This window comes from Pseudomonas sp. RW407, assembly GCF_003176655.1.
GTDB lineage: Bacteria > Pseudomonadota > Gammaproteobacteria > Pseudomonadales > Pseudomonadaceae > Pseudomonas > Pseudomonas delhiensis.
The window spans coordinates 30,434-51,981 of the sequence record NZ_QGSL01000091.1; the positions used below are offsets into that span (position 1 = coordinate 30,434).

A 21,548-nucleotide genomic window follows, 5' to 3' on the forward strand; every position below is an offset into this window, starting at 1 on the left:
AGTCCCCCAGCAACGCCCGGCAATTCGCCTTGTTCACCCCCTCCCGCTCGGCGATCTCCGCGCGGATCCGCTCCGGCAGGTCGCCTGCCTCGGCCATGAAGCGCCGGCCTTCCTCGCTGCGCCGCCAGTAGGCGATCCAGGTGTCGAACATCGCCGTGTCGATCTCCGGGTGGAACTGCACGCCCAGGCTGCGGCCGTGGCGGTAGGCCTGGGCCGCCAGCTCGGTGCTGCCCACCAGGGTGGCGCCCGGCGGCGGGGTGAAGGCGTCGAAATGGAAGTTCAGCCAGGGGCCGCGCAGGGCCTGGTCCGCCGGCGCGGTCTCGATGGGCGTCCAGCCGATCTCGGCCTGGCGGTTGCGGTACACCTCGCCGCCCAGGGCGCGGGCCAGCAGCTGGCTGCCGAAGCAGATGCCCAGGGTCGGCACGCCATGGGCCTGCACGGCCTTCAGCCAGGCCAGCTCGCCGCCCAGCCAGGGCACGCGGTGGTCGTAGGCCGACTCGGGGCTGCCCAGCACCAGCAGCAGCTCCAGGCTGTCCGGCGGCGGCAGGAAGTCCTCCACGCAGCGCAGCTCCAGGTCGATGCCCTGCTCGGCGAACAGCTCCGGCAGGCAGCCGGCGACGTCGGCGGCGTCGTGCAGCACGGCGATGGCACGGGATGGTTTCATGGCGTTTTCTCCTTAAAAGATTCCAAAACAGATTTTTTATTTCACCCATCCGCAGCGCTGAAACCCGCATGAAACCTGGACTCTCGCTTTCGCGAGCAGCCAAGGCCCACTCAAAAGACAACGGAAAGGCGAAAAAAGCCTGTTGAAAACTATGAAACCATATTTTAAATTCAAATCCATCCCCCGCCGCCCACCGACGGCGGATGGCGGCGCCGCCCGGCATCGCCCATCACAACAACAGCGCACCGCCCACTGGCGGCAAGCGCCAGAACGGAGGTGTCCGAATGACCACCAGCGCCCCTACCCGCCTCGATGACGCGCCCTACCTGGATGTCAGCGACCCGGCCTTTTCCATCCGCTCCCGGGCGGTGATGGAGGCCCGCGAGAAGAGCTGGTTCGCCCGCACGCCCTACGGCATCGCCGTGCTGCGCTACGACGAGGTGAACAAGCTGCTGCGCGACCAGCGCCTGCGCCAGGGCAGCTACGCCTGGCCCGCGCACAACAACGCCACCGGCAGCTTCGCCGACTGGTGGATGCGCATGCTGCTGAGCAAGGAAGGCGCCGACCATTCGCGCCTGCGCCGCCTGGCCAACCCGGCCTTCGCGCCCAAGCTGGTGAAGCAGATGATGCCGGACTTCCAACGCCTGGCCGGCGACCTGATCGCCCGGTTCGAAGGGCGCGGCGAATGCGAGTTCGTCAGCGAGTTCGCCGAGCCCTACGCCACCCAGGTGATCTGCCTGCTGCTCGGCCTGCCGATCAGCGAGTGGAAGGGCCTGGCCGAGCTGGCGGTGGAGATGGGCCTGGCCCTGGGCGTGACCTTCAAGCGCGACGAAGCGCGCATCAACGCCGCCACCGACAAGCTCTTCGGCTATGCCCGCCAGGCGGTGGAGGCGCTCAAGCGCAACGGCCTGGGCGAGGACTTCCTCAGCAGCCTGGTGCGCGCCAACGAAGAGGACAAGAACGCCCTCAGCGACCAGGAGCTGTACGACATGATCGTCCTGGCGATCTTCGGCGGCATCGACACCACCCGCAACCAGCTCAGCCTGGCCATGGACACCTTCCTGCAGCACCCCGCGCAATGGGAGCTGCTGGGCAACGACCCCGAGCTGGCCCGCGCCGCCGTGGAAGAAGTGATGCGCGTGCGCCCGACCGTCACCTGGGTCACCCGCGAGGCGCTGGAGGACTTCGAGTACCAGGGCCTGCACATCGCCAAGGGCACCACCCTGCACCTGTTCAGCCAGTCCGCCGGCAGCGACCCGCACGCCTTCGAGGACGCCAGCTTCGACATCACCGCCAAGCGCCTGCCGCACTTCGGCTTCGGCGCCGGCGCGCACCACTGCATCGGCCACTTCATCGCCCGCGGCGACATGACCGCGGCCCTGGCCCTGCTCGCCCAGCACCTGAAGAACCCGGCGCCCAACGGCGAGGCCGAATGGCTGCCGGACAGCGGCAACACCGGCGCCACCCGCCTGCCGATCCGCTTCGACGCGGTGCGCGGCGAATGAACGCGCCCAGCGTCGCCATAGTCGGCAGCGGGCCCTCGGCCTGCTACCTGGCCCAGGCCCTGCGCAAGCACTGGGCGGACGCGCAGATCGTGCTGGTCGAGCGCCTGCCCGCGCCCTTCGGCCTGGTGCGCTACGGCGTGGCGCCGGACCACCAGGGCACCAAGGCGGTGTGCCGGCAGTTCGAGCGGCTGTTCGAGCGCGAGGGCGTGGCCTTCCTCGGCAACCTGGAAGTGGGCCGCGACCTGTCGCTGGAGCAACTGCGCGAAGCCTTCGACCTGGTGGTGCTCGCCACCGGCCTGTACGGCGACCGCCGCCTGGGCATCCCCGGCGACGGGCTGGCTGGCGTCTACGGCTCCGGCCGCGTCACCCGCCTGTTCAACGGCCACCCGGACGAACAGGGCTTCGCCCCGGCGTTCGGCCGCCGCGTGGCCATCGTCGGCAACGGCAACGTGGCCATCGACGTGCTGCGCCTGCTGGCCAAGTCGGCCGGGGACTTCGCCGGCTCCGACATCGCCGAGGCCCCGCTGCAGGCGCTGCTGGCCGGAGGCGTGGAACGCATCGACATCGTCGGCCGCTCGCCGGCCGACCAGGCCCGCTTCGACCCGGTGATGCTGCGCGAACTGGGCAAGCTGGCCGGGGTGCGCATCCGCATCGAGGACCTGCCGCCGGAGCCCTGTCCGAGTGCCGACGCCGCCGGGCAGGCGCGCCTGGACGTGCTGCGCGCGCTGGCCGCGCAGGCGCAGCCGGCAACGGGCCGCGAACTGGTGTTCCGCTTCGGCTGGACGCCCCGCGCCATCGACGGCAGCGGGCGCATCGAGGCCCTGCCGCTGCGCCACGCCGATGGCCGCGAGCTGCGCCTGGAAGTGGACAGCCTGGTCAGCGCCATCGGCTTCGAGGAAGCGGCCGACGGCCCGCTGCACCGCGATGCCCTGCTGGGCGCCAGCGCCGACCTCGAGCGCGGCCGCCTGGACGAAGGCCTCTACTGCGTCGGCTGGCTGCGCCGCGGCCCGCGCGGGACCATCCCGGAGAACCGCCAGGACGCCCGCCTCGTCGCCGAAACCATGTTCGCCGACCTGCAGGCCGCACCGCGCAGCGGCCGCCCCGGCCTCGCCGCCCTGCCCGCCGGGCTGCGCGAACGCGGCGTCGGCTACGCCCAGTGGCAGCGCATCGACCACGCCGAGACCCGGGCCGCCGCCGACGGCCGCGTGCGCCGCAAGATCACCGACCGCGCCGGCATGCTCGCCATCGCCCGCAGCCCCCAGGAGAACCCCGCATGAACATCCTCATCCTCTTCGGCACCGAGACCGGCAACGCCGAGATGGTCGCCGACGACCTCGCCGACGCCCTGGGCGCCGACTACACCACCCAGGTCCGCGACATGGCCGCCTTCGACCCGGCCGAGCTGGATACCGGCGACTTCCACGTCATCGTCTGCTCCACCTATGGCGACGGCGAGCTGCCCAACAGCGCCCAGCCCTTCCACGCCGCGCTGCAGAGCAGGCGCCCGGACCTGGCGGGCCTGCGCTTCGCCACCTTCGGCCTGGGCGACAGCTTCTACGAGACCTTCAACCGCGGCAGCCGGATCATCGCCGACACCCTGGTGGAGCTGGGCGCCACGGCGGTGGGCGAGTACGGCCAGCACGACGCCTCCAGCGGCGAGCTGCCCGGCGACGCCGCCCTGGCCTGGGCCAAGACCCTGCTCGGGCAGATCTGAGGAGAACGCCATGCGCCTGTGCATCATCGAGAACGGCCTGGTCCCCGAGGAACTGCAGGACAGCTTCGGCAGCTACCCGGCGATGATCGAAAGCTGGCTGGCCCCGGCGCTGCCCGAAGCGGACTTCACCTATGTCTCGGCGGTGCGCGGCGAGGCCCTGCCCGAGGCCACGGCCTTCGACGGCTACCTGCTGACCGGCTCGCGCCACAGCTGCTACGAACACAGCCCCTGGATGCTGCAGCTGGTGGCCCTGCTACGGCGCCTGCGCAGCCTGCGCCGGCCGGTGTTCGGCATCTGCTTCGGGCACCAGATCATGGCCGACGCCTACGAGGGCCGCACCACCCGTGCCGAGGTCGGCTGGGGCGTCGGCGCCCAGGCCTACCGCTATGCCGCCGAAGGCCTGGAGGATGCCGCCACCCTGGTGTTCCACCAGGACCAGGTCAGCAGCCTGCCGCCACAGGCGCGCGTGGCCGGCGGCTCCGCCCATTGCCCGCACGGGGTGCTGGAATACGCCTTCCCGGCGCGCTCGGTGCAGTTCCACCCGGAGTTCACCGTGGACTACCTGGCCGCCCTGCTCGACCGCTACGGCAATGGCCTGCTGCCGGCGGACGTCACCGCCCGGGCCTGGGAATCGCTGCAGCGGCTGACCCCGGACAACCGGCAGGTCGCCCGCTGGGCCGCCGCCTTCTTCCGCGAACACACCCGAGCGGTCTGTTCCCCATTCATCCCCTAGCCCGGAACCTGGCAGAGAGGTCGCGTTCTTCGCTTAAAAACATATAAACACAGTTTACAAATCTAAATTCATCCGCCATCGCAGCGTGCCTTGCCTGCCGCTGCCCGAGGAGAACCCCGAAATGACAGCGCTCGATCTACACAAGGAATACAACACCAGCTCCGCCGTCGCCCAGGACCTCGCCGCGCGCATCCGCGACGCCGGCGTGGAGTACCTGTACTACCAGGTGGTCACCCTCAGCGGCCGCGTGCTGGCCAAGGTGGTGCCGGCCAAGCACCTGCTGCGCAACCTGGAGAAGGGCGTGCAGTTCCACCGCACCGCGCTCTCCGATCTGCAGAGCACCCGCGCCGGCGTGCTGCTCGGCGGCGGCGCCCAGGCCGCCGAGTTCACCGCCATCCCCGACGTGAGCAGCTTCAACGTGCTGCCCTGGGACAAGTCCATCGGCAGCTTCTTCTGCCGCCTGTACGAGCCCGACCACCGCCAGGAAGTCGCCGGCCAGGTGCTGGCCACCGACGCCCGCGGCCTGCTGATCGACAGCCACAAGGCCTTCACCGCCGACACCGGGCTGAGCCTGAAGACCGGCTGCGAGCCGGAGATGACCTGGTTCGGCGACAAGCTGGAGGTCAAGGTGCGCCCCGGCGCCAGCCCGGCCTACCACCTGGGCAACCTGGAGACCATGCGGCCGATCTTCCAGCGCGTGATGCAGTACGCCGGGGCCATGGGCCTGGACATGATCGAGGGCGACTACGAAGACCCGGGCCAGCTGGAGCTGAACTGGATGTTCGACGACTGCCACCTCACCGCCGACCGCCTGGTGACCTACCGCCTGATCTGCCGCCAGGTGGCCAACGAGTTCGGCGTGCGCGCCAGCTTCATGCCCAAGCCCACCACCGGCAGCATGGGCAGCGGCTGCCACCACAACTTCAGCCTCTGGCGCGGCGAGCAGAACGTGCTGGCCGAAGCCGGCCGCCGCGAACTGCACCTGACCGACACCGGCCGCCACGCCCTCGGCGGCCTGCTGGCCCACGCCCCGGGCTCGATGCTGGTGATGGCCTCCACGGTGAACTCCTACAAGCGCTTCTGGGACGCCGGCCTGTTCGCCCCCAACCGCCTGAACTGGGGCATGGACAACAAGACCTGCACCGTGCGCCTGTCGGCCAACGGCCGCCTGGAATACAAGCTGCCCGACGCCAGCGTGAACCCCTACCTGTCGCACACCCTGCTGCTGGCCGGCATCCGCGACGGCCTGGCCAACCGCACCGACCCGGGCACCCCGGACAACAGCGACAGCATCCCCGCCGCCCGCGAGAACGTGCGCATGCCGATGACCCTCGGCGAGGCCGTGCAGGCCTTCGACGAAGACGCCGTGGTGCGCGGCGCGCTGCCGCCGGCGATGGCCGAGCTGTACCGCGACCTGAAGGCCGACGAGTGGGCGCGCTACTGCTCGGTGGTCACCGAGTGGGAAGCCAAGATGTACATGGACTACCTGCCATGAGCGGCGTATTGCGCGTTCTCTGCGCCGACCTGCCGGCCCCGCCGCTGTTCCACAAGGACGCCGAGGGCTACCGCCACGGCTACGAGTCCGACGTCGCCCGCGCCCTGGCCGCGCGCCTGGGCCGCGAGGCCCAGTTCGTCTACCGCAACTGGGCGGACTTCTACCCGGCGCTGCAGGCCGGCGACGGCGACCTGCTGCTGTGCGGCCAGGGCATCTCCAACTACCGCCTGACCCTCGCCGACTTCACCGCGCCCTACGCGGTGTTCGACGAGGCGGTGATGGTGCTGCGCGGCAGCCTGGTGCGCAGCCCGGCGGACCTGGTCGGCAAGCGCGTCGGGGCGATCGCCAACAGCCTCAACATGGCCCTGGCGGAAACCTTCGAAGGCTGCGTCACCGTACCCTTCGGCGGTGACACCGACGACGTGCTCGGCGACATGGTCCAGGCCCTGCGCGACGGCCGCATCGACGCCCTGGTGGACGACGACGTGGCGCTGGTGCCGCTGGCCGAGGAGGCCGACCTGGCCATCGGCTTCAGCGTGCCCACCCACAACCGCTGGGGCATCGCCGTGAAGCGCGGCCAGGGGCAGTGGCTGGACGAGGTGGACAGCGCCCTGGCGGCGCTGAAGGCCGACGGCGAGCTGCAACGCATCTGGCAGCGCTGGATGCCGAGCCTCGCCTACCCCTTCTGAAACATACCGCGGCAAACGGCCGCCCCGTGGGGCGGCCGCTTTCTACATTGAACTCTGAGTATGAGGTTATACTGCGCCAGCCCTTCACCCCTTCCGGCCCTTACAGGAGTTCTGGCTCCGGCGCGCCCTCCACGCCGCGGCCGTACCGCAGCATGAATGGATCCTCACCCACCGCTCCCGGCCCGTTCATCCGCCTGCGCCAGGAAGGCCGCACCGAAGAGGTCGTGCGCCGGCTGATGGACGCCATCGACCTCGGCCTGTTCGCCGAGGGCCAGCAACTGCCCAGCGAGACCGAGCTGGCCATGCAGTTCGGCGTCGCCACCGTGACCCTCCGCGAAGCCCTGGCCTACCTGCGCCAGCGCGGCGTCATCGAGACCCGCCGCGGGCGCAACGGCGGCAGCTTCATCCGCGCCATCGAGGAAATCCCCGCGGAGATCGTCTTGAGCCGCCTCGACGAGCTGAGCACCATCGACCTGCGCGACCTCTGCGACGAACACATCGCCATTTCCGGCACCACCGCGCGCCTGGCCGCCCGCCGCGCCTCCCGCGAGCACCACCAGCACCTGGCGCAGTACATCGAGGCCCTGGGCAAGGCCGCCACCCGTCACGAACGCCGCCGCGCCGACGCGCGCTTCCACATCGAGATCGCCGTGGCCTCGCAGTCGGTGCGCCTCACCCACGCGGAAATCCGCCTGCAGGCGGAGATCGGCGAACTGCTCTGGCTGCCGGTGCCCGGCGCCCCCAGCGTGGAAACCATCCAGCAGGAACACACGGCGATCCGCGAGGCGATAGTCGCCGGCGACCCGAACCTGGCCGGCGCCATGGTCGAGGCCCACGTCAACCGCGGCATCAAGCGCCTGATCGACATGAAGCTGGAGCTGCTGGCCCAGGAAGAGCCCTAGCCACCCCAACGGCGTTCCCCATACCCGTAGGGCGCATAACGCCTACGGCGTTATGCGCCGCAGCCCCGGGCACCGGTGCATCGGCCGACGGCGGATAACCGCGAACGGTTATGCGCCCTACGCCCCCCCGGGCATTCCCTTGTAGGAGCGCGCCCTGCGCGCGAATCGCGGACAAGGTCCTACAGGTCCACAAGCGCTCCCATCACCATCCCACGCCTTGAACTCCGCGTAGGGCGCATAACGCCTACGGCGTTATCCGCCATTGTTCCCGGGCCGCGGTGCTCCGTCTTCCCGTAGCACCGAAACGCTCTTCGGCTCTTCGTAGGAGCGAGCTTGCTCGCGAACAGATTCCGCTGCGGGGCTTGTTCGCGAGCAAGCTCGCTCCTACAAGAAGCAGCCGAAGCCGCGTTGGCACAACCCTTGCCCTGTTTTTCCCGTGCAAACCTCTTATTTAGGATTTTTATCCGCCAGAGGTCCGCTTCCCCTTAGAACAAGAGACTCCAGGCCATGGCGAGCGCAGTGTGTGAAACCCCGTTGGACGAGTGCGCCCAGCGCATAGACGTATCGATCGGTAACATCTTTGCCCAGATCGACACCCTGGCCAACGCCATCGACAGCATCTGGCGCGATGCCGACGGCAGGCCCGTCGACTCCGCCGACCTGGCCAGCCTGCGGCCGCTGATCGAAGGCTGCCTGACGCAGCCCGGCGCCTGCCTGCAGGGCTGTGGCGTGGTGCTGCAGCCGGGCGTGCTGCGCGACCAGGAAATGTACCTGGAGTGGCGGCAGCTGGGCGCCGGCGGGCGCAGCGTGCCGCTGAGCCTGAACTTCAACCGGCGCAGCGAGAACTTCTACGACTACTGCGCCATGCCCTGGTTCGCCATCCCCCGCGACAGCGGGCGCAGCAGCGTGGTCGGCCCCTACGTCGACCTCTACGGCCAGGACATGTACATCCTCACCTTCTCCCGCCCGCTGCTGCTGGAAGGGCGCTTCCTCGGCGTGGCCGCCGCGGACATCGCGCTGAACCGCTTCGAGCGGGTGGTCACCGCCAAGCTCATGCGCCTGGAACACGAGGCGCTGATCCTCAGCGGCGAGGGCCGGGTGGTGGCGGCCAACACCGCCAACTTCATCGCTGGCGAGATAGCCAGCCTGGGGCTGGCCACCGACGCCCGCTGCCAGCGCGCCAACCTGGCCGAGCAGTCCGCGCACTGGACCCTGGTGCAGTTGCCGGAGAAGCGCCACCGCGCGGCCTGAGCCCCCGGCGGTGCTCCTTATGGGAGCAGTGCGGCGTTACTCCGCCCCATTTTCGTCCCCCGCCAGGGCGCTGAACTGCCCTGGCGGCCCCGTCACCCGGGCCATAGCGCCCAGGAGCCCACCGCTCTAGCTCCAGCCTTCCCACCTTCCAGAGAAGAGAGCGCAATAAAACATTTTAAATCATATGTAATATGGCATAGGCTGTGCTTGCTCCACGCAGGCGGCTGCCGCTGTTACCCCGGCCCAGCCGCCCCGGTTTTCACCGCTGCTGCCACGCGCCGTGGGCAGCGGGCTCCCAGTCCCGATCCATCTGTTCAATGCCGACGTGCATAGCCATACAGGAACAATAACGATGAACAGTCCGATCCAACCCGGTCTCGCCCCGGTCGACCGCGACGCGGAACAGCTCCGCGCGCTGGGCTATTCCTCCAACTTCGAACGCAGCATGAGCCTGTGGCAGAACTTCGCCCTGGGCTTCACCTACCTTTCGCCGGTGGTCGGCGTGTACAGCATCTTCGGCCTGTGCCTGGCCGCGGGCGGGCCGCCGATGTTCTGGTCGTACCTGCTGGTGGGCCTGGGGCAGATGCTGGTGTGCCTGATCTTCTGCGAGGTGGTCTCGCAGTTCCCGATCTCCGGCGGCGTGTACCCCTGGGCCCGGCGCCTGGTGGGCAAGCGCTGGGCCTGGATGGTCGGCTGGATCTACTCGGTGTCGCTGTGCGTGACCATCGCCGCGGTGGCCCTGGGCGCCGGCCCCTACGTCGCCACGCTGCTCGGCTTCGAGGCCGACCCGGCGACCAACACCCTGATCGGCCTGGGCCTGACCCTGGTCGCCACCCTGCTCAACCTCAGCGGCACCAAGCTGCTGGCACGGGTGGCCATGTTCGGCTTCCTCTGCGAGCTGATCGGCGCCATCGTCATCGGCGGCTACCTGCTGGTCTTCGAACGCCACCAGCCGATATCGGTGCTGTTCAACACCTTCGACATCCGCATCGACGGCGCCTACTGGCCGGCGTTCCTCACCGCCTCCCTGGCCGGCATGTTCCTCTACTACGGCTTCGAGGCCTGCGGCGACGTCGCCGAGGAAACCCCGAACCCCAGCCGGCGCATTCCCAAGGCCATGCGCATGACCATCTGGATCGGCGGTGGCGCCTCGATGTTCGCCGCCCTGGCGCTGATCCTCGCGGTGCCGGACATAGGCGCGGTGATCTCCGGCGCCGACAAGGACCCGATGACCACCATCTTCGACGGCGCCTTCGGCCCGCTCGGCGCGCGCCTGGTGATGCTGGTGATCCTGGTGTCGTTCGTCTCCTGCGTGCTCAGCCTGCAGGCCGCCGCCAGCCGCCTGCTGTACTCCTACGCCCGTGACGAGATGGTCATGGGCAGCCGCCTGCTGCAGCGCCTGTCGCCCAACACCCACGTGCCCACCGCCGCCCTGGTGGTGTGCGGGGTGATCCCGTCGATCATCGTGTGCATCGGCTTCTACCTGCAGAATGCCATCGGCACCGTGGTCAGCTTCGCCGCCATCGGCATCTACCTGGCCTTCCAGATGATCGTCGGCGCCGCCCTGTTCGCCCGCCTGCGAGGCTGGAAGCCCAGCGGCGCCTTCACCCTGGGCAAGTGGGGCTGGCCGGTGAACATCGCCGCCCAGGCCTACGGCCTGCTGGCGATCATCAACATGTCCTGGCCGCGCACGCCGGACGCGCCCTGGTACATCAACTACGGGATCATCCTGGTGGGCGCCATCGTGATCGCCGTGGGGCTGGTGTACATGACGGTGTTCAAGCCCTACGACAAGGGCACTGCGCCGGCCGGCGACGCCTGGAAGCTGGCACGGCACTGAGGGTGGGTTGTTGAGGAGAGCGCCCGGTGAATGCCGGGCGTTTCTTTTTGAGGAGGGTGAGGAGCTGAAGAACGCCCTCTCCCCAGCCCTCTCCCTGAAGGGAGAGGGGGCTATTCGTGCCAACGGGTAGTCCCGTGTACTCCTGAAGCAACGGCGCTTCCGGCTAACGCCTGAACACCCGGGCACGCCGAACGGTCCCCTCTCCCTTCAGGGAGAGGGTTAGGGAGAGGGAGCGGAGCCCACACCCAACGCACCTACGCCAAAGGTAAACACCCTTCGCGAGCAAGCTCGCGCCTACAAGAGCAGCGACGTAGGGCGCATAACGCCTACAGCGTTATCCGCCGTTGTCCCCGAGCACCGGTGTTCCGGCCGGGCGGCGGATAACCGCGAACGGTTATTCGCCCTACGGTGCGACGCCGGTGATCGCCTCGAACCCCTGGCGGATCTGCTCCTCCGGCAGGTTGTCGCCGATGAACACGATCACGCTCTCGCGCGCGTCCTCGCCCCAGGGCGTGTCCCAGTCGAAGCCGTACAGGCGCAGCACGCCCTGGAACACCAGGCGGCGTTCCTCGCCCTGGATGTTCAGCACGCCCTTGTAGCGCAGCAGTGAGTTGCCGTGCCATTGCAGCAGGTCGTCCATGAACTCGCTCAGGCGCTCGATGCTCAGCGCCTTGTCGCTGCGCAGCACCAGGGTGCGGATGCGGTCGTCGCTGGCCGTCACCGGGCGCAGCGGCTGCAGCGGACGCAGGCCGACGTCGGCGTTGAGGTTGAAGCCGCGCACGTCGAGCAGGCGCTCGAGGTCGATCACCCCGTGGTCCACCGGGTGCAGCTCGGCGCGGCGGTTGATGCGTTGCAGGCGCTCGGCCAGGGCCTGGTACTGCTCGGCGCTGACCAGGTCGCGCTTGCTCACCAGGATGCGGTCGCCGAAGCCGACCTGGGCCTGGGCGATGGCTTCCTGCAGGTGACGGTCGGCGTTGGCGGCGTCCACCAGGGTGATGATGCCATCGAGCAGGTAGCGCTCGCGCAGCGTCTCATCGACGAAGAAGGTCTGCGCCACCGGCGCCGGGTCGGCCAGGCCCGTGCATTCGATCACCAGGCGGTCGAAGGCGATCTCGCCGCTGTCGCGCTGCTCCAGCAGCAGGTACAGCGAACGCTCCAGGTCGTTGTTGATGGTGCAGCAGACGCAGCCGTTGGACAGCGTCACGACCTGCGCCGGGGCGTCGCCCAGCAGTTGGCCGTCGATGGGGGTGTCGCTGAATTCGTTCTCGATCACCGCGATCTTCAGGCCGTGCTCGGCCTGCAGGATGTGGCGCAGCAGGGTGGTCTTGCCGGCGCCGAGGAAGCCGGTGAGCACGGTCACCGGGATCTGCGCGGGTTGTTGGGAATCACTCATGGGCAGGTTCCAGGCAGGAATGAAAACGGGCCACCCGCAGGCGGCCCGTCCGTTTATACACCCATCCGCGGCTTCAGCAGCAACGGATCGGCCGACCCTTGCCGCCGCCGTAGCGTGCCTCCTGGCGTTCGCGGAAGAATTCCTCGTAGCTCATCACCGGCTTGTCCGGGTGCTTGTTGCGCATGTGCTCGACATAGGTGTCGTAGTCGGGCATGCCCACCAGCATCCTGGCGGCCTGCCCGAGGTACTTGCCCATGCGGCTGAGGTCATTGAACACGTGTCACCTCCTGCCTCAGGCCTCGGGAATGGGCTGGAACGGCGCTTCCTTGTCGGTGCGCTCCTTCTTGGTCCAGGCCTTGGCGCCGACCTTGATGGAATACACCAGCACGCTGAACACCACCAGCAGGAAGAGCACGGTGAGGCCGGCGTTGATGTAGGCGTTGAGCATCACGGTCTTGACCTGGGCGAGGTCCTTGGCCGGGGCCAGGACCTGGCCGGCGTCCAGCGCCGCGCCGTACTTCTGCGCCAGGGCGACGAAGCCCACCGCCGGGTTGCCGTCGAAGATCTTGATCAGGCCCGCGGCGCTGGTGCAGATCAGCAGCCAGGCCGCCGGCAGCGCGGTGACCCAGACGTACTGCTGGCGCTTCATCTTGATCAGCACCACGGTGGCGAGCATCAGGGCGATGCCGGCGAGCATCTGGTTGGAGATGCCGAACAGCGGCCACAGGGTATTGATGCCGCCCAGCGGGTCGACCACGCCCTGGTACAGCAGCCAGCCCCACAGCGCCACGCAGCCGCCGGTGCCGACGATGTTGGCGCCCCAGGAGTCGGTCTTCTTCAGCGCCGGGACGAAGTTGCCCAGCAGGTCCTGCAGCATGAAGCGCCCGGCGCGGGTGCCGGCGTCCACCGCGGTGAGGATGAACAGCGCCTCGAAGAGGATCGCGAAGTGGTACCAGAAGGCCATGGTGTTTTCGCCCGGCAGCACCTGGTGGAGGATGTGGGCGATGCCCACGGCCAGGGTCGGGGCGCCACCGGCGCGGGCCAGGATGGTGGTTTCACCGATGTCCTGGGCGGTCTGGGTGAGCATTTCCGGGGTGACGGCGAAGCCCCAGCTGCTGACGGTCGCGGCCACCGCGGCAACGTCGGTGCCGACCACCGCCGGCGGGCTGTTCATGGCGAAGTAGATGCCCGGCTCGATCACCGAGGCGGCGACCATGGCCATGATCGCCACGAAGGACTCCATGAGCATGCCGCCGTAGCCGATGTAGCGGGCGTCGGGCTCGCGGTTGAGCAGCTTGGGCGTGGTGCCCGAGGAGATCAGCGCGTGGAAGCCGGACACGGCGCCACAGGCGATGGTGATGAACAGGAAGGGGAACAGGCTGCCCTTCCACACCGGGCCGGTGCCGTCGGTGAACTGGGTCAGGGCCGGCATCTTCAGCTCCGGCATGACGATCAGGATGCCGATGGCCAGCGCGACAATGGTGCCGATCTTCAGGAAGGTCGACAGGTAGTCGCGCGGGGCCAGCAGCAACCACACCGGCAGTACCGAGGCGATGGCGCCGTAGCCGATCAGCATCCAGACGATCTGCACGCCGTGGAAGATGAACACCGGCGCCCACTCGGAGCTGGCCGCGACCTGCCCGCCGAGCCAGATGGAGCCCAGCAGCAGGGCCACGCCGACCACCGAGATCTCGCCGATGCGGCCCGGGCGGATGTAGCGCATGTACACGCCCATGAGGATCGCGATCGGGATGGTGGCCATCACCGTGAACATGCCCCAGGGGCTTTCCGCCAGGGCTTTCACCACGATCAGCGCGAGTACCGCGAGGATGATGATCATGATCAGGAAGGCGCCGAACAGGGCGATGGTCCCCGCCACCTGCCCCATTTCCTCGCGCACCAGTTCACCCAGCGAGCGCCCGTTGCGGCGGCTGGAGATGAACAGGATCATGAAGTCCTGCACCGCGCCGGCCAGGACCACCCCGGCGATCAGCCAGAGGGTGCCGGGCAGGTAGCCCATCTGCGCGGCGAGCACCGGGCCCACCAGCGGGCCGGCGCCGGCGATGGCGGCGAAGTGGTGACCGAAGAGGATGTGCTTGTTGGTCGGGACGTAGTCCAGGCCGTCGTTGTGGAGCACCGCGGGGGTGGCTCGGTTGGGGTCCAGTTGCATCACCTTGTCGGCGATGAACAGGCTGTAGTAACGGTAGGCGACGAGGTAGATGGCGACCGCCGCTACCACGATCCACAAGGCATTGATGGCTTCGCCGCGGCGAAGGGCCACGACTCCTAAGGCACATGCTCCGACTATCGCCACGATCGCCCAGGCGATGTGACGTAGCAGGCTGTTGTTATTGTTCATGGCGATGCTTCCGACTGTTGAAGGGCGAGAATTCGCAGGAAAAATTCTAGTCCTTTCCGGCGAGTCATTTATACGACCTTAGTCTAGAGCCGTTGCAACGATATTGCCGCCTGAAAAGGGGCGGTGCGGTGTCGCGGCCCGCGCGGCGCAAACCGCTCTGCGCCGAGGATTTGCGCGCGGGCCGGCGGGGCTGGGAGGCTCAGGCGGGCTGCCTGGCGTAGCGCGCCAGGGTGGGGTCGCGCTGCATCACCGCCAGGGTGTTGGCGTAGACCTGTTCGCTGGTGGCGTCCTGGCTGGCGAAGATCTCGCCGAAGTGCTGCCGGGTGACCTGGGCGAAGTGGGCGCGGTCCTGCGCCTGCACGCCGAGCAGGGTGGCGTAGGCGTCCAGCGCGTCGCCATGGCCGCGGGCCATGTCCTCGGCGATGTTGTCGAGCATGCCGTTCATGGCCAGGACCGAGCGGCCGCTGTAGCGAATGCGCACGTTGGAATCGCAGCCGTTGGTGCCGGAGGTGAGGCCGAAGGTGGCGTTGCCCGAGGTGCCGTTGGTGGTGGTGGCCAGCAGGTGCGGCAACAGCCCGCGCTGGCCTTCGAAGAGCAACTGGCCCCAGCCGCAGCCCTTGTCGCTCGCGTCATCGGCCTGGGCCAGCAGGCTCGCCGACGCCAGAACCCCGAGGATAAGCCCCTTTCCCAGAATCTTCTTGTCCATGCTCCGCTCCGCCTTGGTTTGATGGGGAACCGCCCTAGCAGCTTTGGCGAGGCCCGGGCGGCTGTCAAACCGCCGGCCGGCGGAGCGACGGGCGACAGGGGCTTGGCTATAGTGAGGCGAACGCAGAACGGCCGGAGAGCCCGCCCATGAGTGACGATCACGCCGAACGACGGCGCTTCAGCCGCATCGCCTTCGATGCCGGCACCGAAGTCGGCCAGGACGGCCAGCGCTGGAAGGCCGACTTGCACGACATCTCCCTGCAGGGCCTGCTGGTGGCGCGCCCGCCGGGCTGGAACGGCGACCCGGGCAAGCCCTTCGACATCCGCATCTACCTGGGCTTCGACGCCAACATCTACATGGAGGCGGACCTGGCCTGGGAACGCGAGGGCCTGCTGGGCTTCATCTGCCGGCACATCGACCTGGAATCCATCAGCCACCTGCGCCGCCTGGTGGAGCTCAACCTGGGCGATACGACGCTGCTGGAGCGAGAGCTGACGGCGCTGGGGGAGCAGGCGTAGGGTGCACCAGGCAGGTATGGCTTCTCGTAGGAGCGGACCTTGTCCGCGATAGCCGGAACCACTGGTGCGATTCGCGGATGAGATCCGCTCCTACGCCGCCCCACTACACCATTCCCATGTAGGAGCGCGCCCTGCGCGCGAAATCGCGGGCAGGGCCCGCTCCTACAGTTCGCTGGGTAGCACGGCATTCCTCCCCCGTAGGAGCGGACCTTGTCCGCGATAGCCGGAACCACCGGCGCGATTCGCGGATGAGATCCGCTCCTACGCCACCCCACTACACCATTCCCCTGTAGGAGCGCGCCCTGCGCGCGATTTCGCGGGCAGGGCCCGCTCCTACAGGTTGCCGGCAGGTACGGTATTCCTCCCCGTAGGTGCGGACATGGCTTTTCGTAGGAGCGAGCTTGCTCGCGAACAGATTCCGCTGCTGGGCTCATTCGCGAGCCAGAACCAGGCGCCCCCTCGCGCCTACGAAGAGCACCTCGGCGCCGTCTATTCGAACAACGCATCCAGCGCCTGCTCCAGGCGCGTCACCGGGATCACCTGCAACCCCGCCGGGGCCTCCTTGGGGGCGTTGCCCTGGGGCACGATGGCGCGCTTGAAGCCGTGCTTGGCCGCTTCCTTCAGGCGCTCCTGGCCGCTGGGCACCGGGCGCACCTCGCCGGACAGGCCGACCTCGCCGAACACCAGCAACTGGTGGTCCAGCGGGCGGTTGCGCAGGCTGGACATCACCGCTGCCATCAAGGCCAGGTCCGACGCGGTTTCCAGCACCTTCACCCCGCCCACCACGTTGAGGAACACGTCCTGGTCGTAGGTGGGGATGCCGCCGTGGCGGTGCAGCACCGCCAGCAGCATGGCCAGGCGGTTCTGGTCCAGGCCCAGGGTGACGCGCCGCGGGTTGGCCAGGTGGCTGGTGTCCACCAGCGCCTGCACCTCCACCAGCATCGGCCGCGAGCCCTCCCAGGTGGCCATGACCACGCTGCCGGGCACCGACTCCTGGGCGCGGGTGAGGAAGATCGCCGAGGGGTTGGAGACTTCCTTCAGGCCGCGGTCGGTCATGGCGAACACGCCCAGCTCGTTGACCGCGCCGAAGCGGTTCTTCACCGCCCGCAGCAGGCGCAGGCGGCCGTCGGACTCGCCCTCGAAATACAGCACGGTGTCGACCATGTGCTCCAGCACCCGCGGGCCGGCCAGGGCGCCCTCCTTGGTGACGTGGCCGACCAGGAAGATCGCCGTGCCGCTCTGCTTGGCGAAGCGCACCAGCAGCGCGGCGCTCTCGCGCACCTGGGAAACGCCGCCGGGGGCCGATTGCAGCTGCTCGGTGAAGATGGTCTGGATGGAGTCGATCACCATCACCTTGGGCTGCTCGTGGCGAGCGGTGGCGATGATGCTTTCGATGCAGGTCTCGGTCATGACCTTGAGCTTGTCTTCCGGCAAACCCAGGCGCCGCGCGCGCATGGCCACCTGCTGCTGCGACTCTTCGCCGGTGACGTAGAGCGCCGGCATGCGGCTGGCGATGCTGCACAGGGTCTGCAGGAGGATGGTCGACTTGCCGATGCCCGGGTCGCCGCCGATCAGCACCACGGAGCCGTCCACCAGGCCGCCGCCAAGCGCGCGGTCGAGTTCGTTGGAAGCGGTGCTGAAGCGCGGCATCTCCTCGACGCTGACTTCCGCCAGGGTCTTGATGTTGGCCTGCTGCCCGGCCCAGCCGCCGCGCCCGGAACTGCCGGAACCGCCGGTGGGCGTGGTGTCGACGACGGTCTCCACCAAGGTGTTCCAGGCGCCGCAGTCGGCGCACTGCCCGGCCCATTTGGGAAAGGTGGCGCCGCACTCGGTGCAGCCGTACATGCGCTTGGCCTTGGCCATGGGCGGACTCCGTCGGAAACAAAGCCCGCATCATAACGGTTCGCGCCGGGCGCTTCAGCCCGGCGCGGCAATGGCCGACGGGTGCGGCCGGGGAATCAGCCCGCCAGCAGGCGGTACTGGCTCTCCATGTCGTAGCGCAGGCCTTCGCGGCGCATGATCAGCGCGGCCAGGGTGCCATCGGGGCGCTCGATGCCCTCCTCCACCCGGCTGATGCGCTGGTCCAGCAGCTCGTACTGCAGCTTCAGGCGCACCAGGCGCTCCTGCGCCCGGCGCGGGTCGAAGGGGGTCTTGGCCTGTTTGCGGACGGACTTGGCCAGGGGACGCGGCTCTTTACGCATGGCGGATCACCAGCAGTAGAAAAAGTTGTCCGAAGACTACGCCCGACCTCGGCGAGCTCCCTTGATGTCGATCAAGCTCAGCTTGAACGCTGCAGCAGTTCGGCGATCTCGTCCTTCAGGGCGACGCGCTGCAGCTTCAGGTTGTTCAGTGCCAGGTCATCCAGCGGCTCGCGGCCGTCCTCGATGTCGTAGATGCGCCGGTCCAGTTCCTCGTAGGTGCCGGCCAGGCGGGTGAAATGGCTGTTCTCGCCGATGAGCTTGGCGATCTTGGCGCGCTGATCGGGAAACTCACGGGCCAGGGGATGGTGCTCGAGCGGCATGGCGGTCCTCCTTCTGCGTGGGCTGGATGATTTCCTTCAGCCTAGACCACCCCCGAATTTCGCCCAGCGCCGCCGGTCATGCCGGAACTTTTGCGCGGGCAACGGTCCATGGCAGCGCGGGGGTAGTGTTCAACGCGGGCGCGGCCGCTAAACTCCCCCCTGTCCCCTCTTCCCAACAAGGAGTCTTTGCATGAGTCTGCTCAGCGAGTTCAAGGCCTTTGCCGTCAAGGGCAACGTGGTCGACATGGCCGTCGGTATCATCATCGGTGCCGCCTTCGGCAAGATCGTCTCGTCCTTCGTGGGCGATGTGATCATGCCACCGATCGGCCTGCTGATCGGCGGGGTCGACTTCTCCGACCTGGCCATCACCCTCAAGGCCGCCGAGGGCGACGTCCCGGCGGTGGTGCTGGCCTACGGCAAGTTCATCCAGACCTGCCTGGACTTCCTGATCGTGGCCTTCGCCATCTTCATGGGCGTGAAGGCGATCAACCGGCTCAAGCGCGAAGAAGCCGCCGCCCCCGAGGCGCCGCCGGCACCGACGCCCGAGGAAGTGCTGCTGACCGAGATCCGCGACCTGCTGAAGAACCAGCAGAACCGCAGCTGAGCCAGCCCCGCGCGCCGTCAGGCGGCGCGCGGCGGTTGCAGCAGCAGGCGCTCGACGCGCCGCTCCTTCACCTCCAGCACCCGCAGGCGCCAGCCGCGGTGCTCCAGTTCGTCACCCGCCGCCGGCAGGCGGTCCAGCAGGTGCAGCGCCAGGCCACCCAGGGTGCGGCAATCCTCCGGCGCCTGGCCGCGGAAGCCGATGCGCTCGGCCAGCAGCGCCAGGGTGGTGGCGCCGCGCACGCGCCAGCCGTCGCTGCCCTTCTCGATGTCCGGGCCGGCCATCTCGCTGGCGTCCGGCAGTTCCCCGGCGATCGCCTGGAGAATGTCGGTCAGCGTCAGCAGGCCCTCGAAGCCACCGAACTCGTTGACCACGAAGGCCACGTGGGTCGAGGCCTGGCGCATCTGCTCCAGGGCGCCGAGCACGCTGCAGCTGTCCGGCAGGTTCAGCGGCACCCGCAGCAGGGGCTCGATGTCCGGCTGGCGGCCGGCGAGGATGGCCTTGAGCAGTTCCTTCTTGTGCACGTAGCCCAGCGGCTCGTCCACCTGGCCGGCGCGGATCACCAGCAGGCGCGAGAAGGGCGACTCCAGCAGCACCTGGCGGGTCTGCTCGGCGCCGGCGTCGAGGTCGATGCGGTGCACCTCGGTGCGCTCGGTCATCACCGTGCGGATGGAGCGCTCGGCCAGCTCCAGCACGCCACTGATGAGCACCCGCTCGCGGCGGTCGAAGGGCGCGTCGGCCGGCTCCTCGCCCAGCATGTCGGCGATCTCCTCGCCCACCTCGTCGGCCTCCACCTTGCCGCCCAGCAGGCGCAGCACCGCGTAGCGCGTGCGCTCGCGCGGGCCTCGGCGGCCCTGCAGGCTGCGCCGGCGGCGCCAGCGCACCGCCTGGTTGGCCAGCTCGATGAGGATCGAGAAGCCGATGGCGGCGTACAGGTAGCCCTTCGGGATGTGGAAGCCCAGGCCCTCGGCGGTGAGGCTGAAGCCGATCATCATGAGGAAGCCCAGGCACAGCATGATCACCGTCGGGTGGGCGTTGACGAAGCGCGTCAGCGGCTTGCTGGCGACCATCATCAGGAGCATGGAGAAGACCACGGCGATCATCATCACTTCCAGCTGCTCGACCATGCCCACGGCGGTGATCACCGCGTCCAGGGAGAACACCGCGTCGAGCACCACGATCTGCGCCACCACCGGCCAGAACGCGGCGTAGACCCGCGGGCCGCCAGCCTTGTGCACGCGGCCCTCGAGGCGCTCGTGCAGCTCCATGGTGGCCTTGAACAGCAGGAACAGGCCGCCGAACAGCATGATCAGGTCACGCCCGGAGAAGGCCTTGCCGAAGACCTCGAACAGTGGTTCGGTGAGGGTCACCAGCCAGGAGATGCTGGCCAGCAGGCCCAGGCGCATCAGCAGCGCCAGCGACAGGCCGATCAGCCGGGCGCGGTCGCGCAGCTGCGGCGGCAGCTTGTCGGCGAGGATGGCGATGAACACCAGGTTGTCGATGCCCAGCACCAGCTCCAGCAGGATCAGGGTGAGCAGGCCGAGCCAGGCCGTAGGGTCCAGGAGCCACTCCATGGTCAGCTCCCGGGCGCGCGCAGGGGCGCGGCGAGGGTATGGGGGAAGATGCTGGCGAAAAGGTCGTCGGCCGCCGGGGGCGGCTCGCTCGTGTGGCAGTCCATGGGGTTCCAGGGGCTATGAATGGACGGCCATCCTAAGGGCAAAGACGCCCGCCGCTTAAGCGGGCAATCTTTTCCAAATCTTGCCTACCAGTAGTTCTCCACGGCGATCTGCCCGGGCTTGCGCGTCAGCGCCAGGCTCATGCCGCGGGTCTTCAGCACTGCGCGGGTGTCCTCGATCATCTGCGGGTTGCCGCAGAGCATCACCCGCGAATGCTCGGGGGACAGCTCAAGGCCCGCGGCGCGCTCCAGCTCGCCGTTCTCGATCAGGGTGGTGAGGCGCGCGCCCAGGCAGCCGGGCACCTGCTCGCGGGTGACCACCGGGATGAACTGCAGCTTGTGGGCGTGCTCGGCCAGGTAGTCGCGGCGGGCCAGGCCGGCGATCAGCTCGCGGTAGGCCAGCTCCTTTTCCTCGCGGGCGCTGTAGACCAGCTTGATGGTCTCGAAGCGCTCCCACACCTCGAAGTCCTGGAGGATCGACAGGAAGGGCGCAAGCCCGGTGCCGGTGGCCAGCAGCCAGAGGTCGCGGCCGTCGGGGAAGCGGTCGAGGGTGAGGAAGCCGAAGGCCTGGCGGTCGACCAGCAACTGGTCGCCCTCGCGCAGGCGGCTCAGCTCGCTGGTGAACTCGCCGCCCGGGACCACGATGGAGAAGAACTCCAGGTGCTCGTCATGGGGCGCCGAGACCATCGAATAGGCGCGCCAGACGATGCTGCCACTGGGCTTGTACACGCCCAGGCGGGCGAACTGCCCGGCGCGGAAGCGAAAGCCCGCGTCGCGGGTGGTGCGCAGGGTGAACAGGCTGGGAGTCAGCGTCTGCACGTCGAGCAGCGTCTGACGGGTGAACTTCTCTTCGCTGGCGGTCATACTCCGCTCCCGATCCAATCTCTGCCTACAGTTTCTCCCATCGCAACACCGAGAAACACCGTCAGATATCAGGGCCTTTGCCGGAAACCCCGGCCGGCCTGACCTGACGCAACAAAAA

21 protein-coding genes are annotated in these 21,548 nt (G+C 68.5%); 11 read left to right on the plus strand and 10 right to left on the minus strand.

What is annotated here, in order from left to right:
- On the minus strand, window positions 1-664 hold a 664-nt coding region (locus tag DK254_RS12470), incomplete at its 3' end, for a type 1 glutamine amidotransferase (RefSeq protein WP_109934658.1).
- 284 nt (window positions 665-948) lie between these two features.
- On the opposite strand from DK254_RS12470, the gene DK254_RS12475 reads away from it, so the two are divergent.
- From DK254_RS12475 to DK254_RS12515, 9 genes are all read left to right on the plus strand, one after another.
- The gene (locus tag DK254_RS12475; RefSeq protein WP_109934015.1) at window positions 949-2,169 is read left to right on the plus strand and encodes a cytochrome P450; all 1,221 of its coding nucleotides are present in this window, start codon (window positions 949-951) and stop codon (window positions 2,167-2,169) included.
- On the plus strand, window positions 2,166-3,446 hold the full coding sequence (locus DK254_RS12480; protein WP_109934016.1) for an FAD-dependent oxidoreductase: 1,281 nt from the start codon (window positions 2,166-2,168) through the stop codon (window positions 3,444-3,446). Before DK254_RS12475 ends, DK254_RS12480 begins: the two co-directional genes overlap by 4 nt.
- Window positions 3,443-3,883 (plus strand): flavodoxin domain-containing protein, encoded by a 441-nt coding sequence (locus DK254_RS12485; protein WP_109934017.1) that lies wholly within the window; start codon window positions 3,443-3,445, stop codon window positions 3,881-3,883. Before DK254_RS12480 ends, DK254_RS12485 begins: the two co-directional genes overlap by 4 nt.
- A gap of 10 nt (window positions 3,884-3,893) precedes the next feature.
- Window positions 3,894-4,616 (plus strand): amidotransferase, encoded by a 723-nt coding sequence (locus tag DK254_RS12490; RefSeq protein WP_109934018.1) that lies wholly within the window; start codon window positions 3,894-3,896, stop codon window positions 4,614-4,616.
- Window positions 4,617-4,737: 121 nt separating this feature from the next.
- Window positions 4,738-6,111, plus strand: a complete 1,374-nt coding sequence (locus tag DK254_RS12495; RefSeq protein WP_109934019.1) for a glutamine synthetase family protein — start codon at window positions 4,738-4,740, stop codon at window positions 6,109-6,111.
- Window positions 6,108-6,800, plus strand: a complete 693-nt coding sequence (locus DK254_RS12500) for an ABC transporter substrate-binding protein (protein WP_109934020.1) — start codon at window positions 6,108-6,110, stop codon at window positions 6,798-6,800. Before DK254_RS12495 ends, DK254_RS12500 begins: the two co-directional genes overlap by 4 nt.
- 152 nt (window positions 6,801-6,952) lie before the next feature.
- On the plus strand, window positions 6,953-7,702 hold the full coding sequence (locus DK254_RS12505) for a FadR/GntR family transcriptional regulator (protein ID WP_109934021.1): 750 nt from the start codon (window positions 6,953-6,955) through the stop codon (window positions 7,700-7,702).
- Between the two features lie 507 nt (window positions 7,703-8,209).
- Window positions 8,210-8,953, plus strand: a complete 744-nt coding sequence (locus tag DK254_RS12510; RefSeq protein WP_109934022.1) for a cache domain-containing protein — start codon at window positions 8,210-8,212, stop codon at window positions 8,951-8,953.
- 352 nt (window positions 8,954-9,305) lie between these two features.
- The gene (locus DK254_RS12515; protein ID WP_109934023.1) at window positions 9,306-10,793 is read left to right on the plus strand and encodes an APC family permease; all 1,488 of its coding nucleotides are present in this window, start codon (window positions 9,306-9,308) and stop codon (window positions 10,791-10,793) included.
- Window positions 10,794-11,196: 403 nt separating this feature from the next.
- On the opposite strand, the gene yjiA is transcribed toward DK254_RS12515, so the two are convergent.
- The 4 genes from yjiA to DK254_RS12535 all read right to left on the minus strand — a co-directional run bounded on the left by yjiA (window position 11,197) and on the right by DK254_RS12535 (window position 15,251).
- A complete protein-coding gene (gene yjiA, locus DK254_RS12520; RefSeq protein ID WP_109934024.1) occupies window positions 11,197-12,186 on the minus strand; it encodes a GTPase in 990 nt (329 codons plus the stop codon).
- A 73-nt stretch (window positions 12,187-12,259) separates the two neighbouring features.
- A complete protein-coding gene (locus tag DK254_RS12525; protein ID WP_089390183.1) occupies window positions 12,260-12,463 on the minus strand; it encodes a YbdD/YjiX family protein in 204 nt (67 codons plus the stop codon).
- A 15-nt stretch (window positions 12,464-12,478) separates the two neighbouring features.
- On the minus strand, window positions 12,479-14,545 hold the full coding sequence (locus DK254_RS12530; RefSeq protein ID WP_109934025.1) for a carbon starvation CstA family protein: 2,067 nt from the start codon (window positions 14,543-14,545) through the stop codon (window positions 12,479-12,481).
- 199 nt (window positions 14,546-14,744) lie between these two features.
- Window positions 14,745-15,251, minus strand: a complete 507-nt coding sequence (locus DK254_RS12535; protein WP_109934026.1) for a DUF3015 domain-containing protein — start codon at window positions 15,249-15,251, stop codon at window positions 14,745-14,747.
- A gap of 146 nt (window positions 15,252-15,397) precedes the next feature.
- Here DK254_RS12535 and DK254_RS12540 point away from each other — a divergent pair, with 146 nt between their 5' ends.
- Window positions 15,398-15,769: a PilZ domain-containing protein gene (locus tag DK254_RS12540; RefSeq protein ID WP_109934027.1), complete on the plus strand. Its 372-nt coding sequence runs from the start codon at window positions 15,398-15,400 to the stop codon at window positions 15,767-15,769.
- 489 nt (window positions 15,770-16,258) lie between these two features.
- On the opposite strand, the gene radA is transcribed toward DK254_RS12540, so the two are convergent.
- The 3 genes from radA to DK254_RS12555 form a co-directional block, all read right to left on the minus strand.
- A complete protein-coding gene (gene radA, locus DK254_RS12545) occupies window positions 16,259-17,632 on the minus strand; it encodes a DNA repair protein RadA (RefSeq protein ID WP_109934028.1) in 1,374 nt (457 codons plus the stop codon).
- 95 nt (window positions 17,633-17,727) lie between these two features.
- The gene (locus DK254_RS12550) at window positions 17,728-17,970 is read right to left on the minus strand and encodes a hypothetical protein (protein WP_089390178.1); all 243 of its coding nucleotides are present in this window, start codon (window positions 17,968-17,970) and stop codon (window positions 17,728-17,730) included.
- Between the two features lie 77 nt (window positions 17,971-18,047).
- Window positions 18,048-18,290 carry a YdcH family protein gene (locus DK254_RS12555; protein ID WP_009613144.1) on the minus strand — a complete coding sequence of 81 codons (243 nt, stop codon included), beginning with the start codon at window positions 18,288-18,290 and terminating at the stop codon, window positions 18,048-18,050.
- A 190-nt stretch (window positions 18,291-18,480) separates the two neighbouring features.
- On the opposite strand from DK254_RS12555, the gene mscL reads away from it, so the two are divergent.
- The gene (gene mscL, locus DK254_RS12560) at window positions 18,481-18,894 is read left to right on the plus strand and encodes a large-conductance mechanosensitive channel protein MscL (protein ID WP_009613146.1); all 414 of its coding nucleotides are present in this window, start codon (window positions 18,481-18,483) and stop codon (window positions 18,892-18,894) included.
- A 17-nt stretch (window positions 18,895-18,911) separates the two neighbouring features.
- Here the strand turns inward: mscL and DK254_RS12565 are convergent, their stop codons facing one another.
- Entirely contained in the window at window positions 18,912-20,465 is a 1,554-nt protein-coding gene (locus DK254_RS12565; protein WP_109934029.1) for a TerC family protein, read from the minus strand.
- A gap of 188 nt (window positions 20,466-20,653) precedes the next feature.
- The gene (locus DK254_RS12570) at window positions 20,654-21,430 is read right to left on the minus strand and encodes a ferredoxin--NADP reductase (protein ID WP_089390174.1); all 777 of its coding nucleotides are present in this window, start codon (window positions 21,428-21,430) and stop codon (window positions 20,654-20,656) included.
- Window positions 21,431-21,548 lie beyond the last annotated feature (118 nt).

What these genes read in the sequence shown, in the direction of transcription:
- DK254_RS12530 (WP_109934025.1), bottom strand. Translation starts at nt 14,545, where the DNA reads ATGAACAATAACAACAGCCTGCTACGTCACATCGCCTGGGCGATCGTG.
- DK254_RS12490 (WP_109934018.1), top strand. Translation starts at nt 3,894, where the DNA reads ATGCGCCTGTGCATCATCGAGAACGGCCTGGTCCCCGAGGAACTGCAG.
- DK254_RS12485 (WP_109934017.1), top strand. Translation starts at nt 3,443, where the DNA reads ATGAACATCCTCATCCTCTTCGGCACCGAGACCGGCAACGCCGAGATG.
- DK254_RS12550 (WP_089390178.1), bottom strand. Translation starts at nt 17,970, where the DNA reads ATGCGTAAAGAGCCGCGTCCCCTGGCCAAGTCCGTCCGCAAACAGGCC.
- DK254_RS12515 (WP_109934023.1), top strand. Translation starts at nt 9,306, where the DNA reads ATGAACAGTCCGATCCAACCCGGTCTCGCCCCGGTCGACCGCGACGCG.
- radA (WP_109934028.1), bottom strand. Translation starts at nt 17,632, where the DNA reads ATGGCCAAGGCCAAGCGCATGTACGGCTGCACCGAGTGCGGCGCCACC.
- DK254_RS12475 (WP_109934015.1), top strand. Translation starts at nt 949, where the DNA reads ATGACCACCAGCGCCCCTACCCGCCTCGATGACGCGCCCTACCTGGAT.
- DK254_RS12510 (WP_109934022.1), top strand. Translation starts at nt 8,210, where the DNA reads ATGGCGAGCGCAGTGTGTGAAACCCCGTTGGACGAGTGCGCCCAGCGC.
- DK254_RS12505 (WP_109934021.1), top strand. Translation starts at nt 6,953, where the DNA reads ATGAATGGATCCTCACCCACCGCTCCCGGCCCGTTCATCCGCCTGCGC.
- yjiA (WP_109934024.1), bottom strand. Translation starts at nt 12,186, where the DNA reads ATGAGTGATTCCCAACAACCCGCGCAGATCCCGGTGACCGTGCTCACC.
- DK254_RS12565 (WP_109934029.1), bottom strand. Translation starts at nt 20,465, where the DNA reads ATGGAGTGGCTCCTGGACCCTACGGCCTGGCTCGGCCTGCTCACCCTG.
- DK254_RS12500 (WP_109934020.1), top strand. Translation starts at nt 6,108, where the DNA reads ATGAGCGGCGTATTGCGCGTTCTCTGCGCCGACCTGCCGGCCCCGCCG.
- DK254_RS12495 (WP_109934019.1), top strand. Translation starts at nt 4,738, where the DNA reads ATGACAGCGCTCGATCTACACAAGGAATACAACACCAGCTCCGCCGTC.
- DK254_RS12540 (WP_109934027.1), top strand. Translation starts at nt 15,398, where the DNA reads ATGAGTGACGATCACGCCGAACGACGGCGCTTCAGCCGCATCGCCTTC.
- DK254_RS12535 (WP_109934026.1), bottom strand. Translation starts at nt 15,251, where the DNA reads ATGGACAAGAAGATTCTGGGAAAGGGGCTTATCCTCGGGGTTCTGGCG.
- mscL (WP_009613146.1), top strand. Translation starts at nt 18,481, where the DNA reads ATGAGTCTGCTCAGCGAGTTCAAGGCCTTTGCCGTCAAGGGCAACGTG.
- DK254_RS12480 (WP_109934016.1), top strand. Translation starts at nt 2,166, where the DNA reads ATGAACGCGCCCAGCGTCGCCATAGTCGGCAGCGGGCCCTCGGCCTGC.
- DK254_RS12555 (WP_009613144.1), bottom strand. Translation starts at nt 18,290, where the DNA reads ATGCCGCTCGAGCACCATCCCCTGGCCCGTGAGTTTCCCGATCAGCGC.
- DK254_RS12570 (WP_089390174.1), bottom strand. Translation starts at nt 21,430, where the DNA reads ATGACCGCCAGCGAAGAGAAGTTCACCCGTCAGACGCTGCTCGACGTG.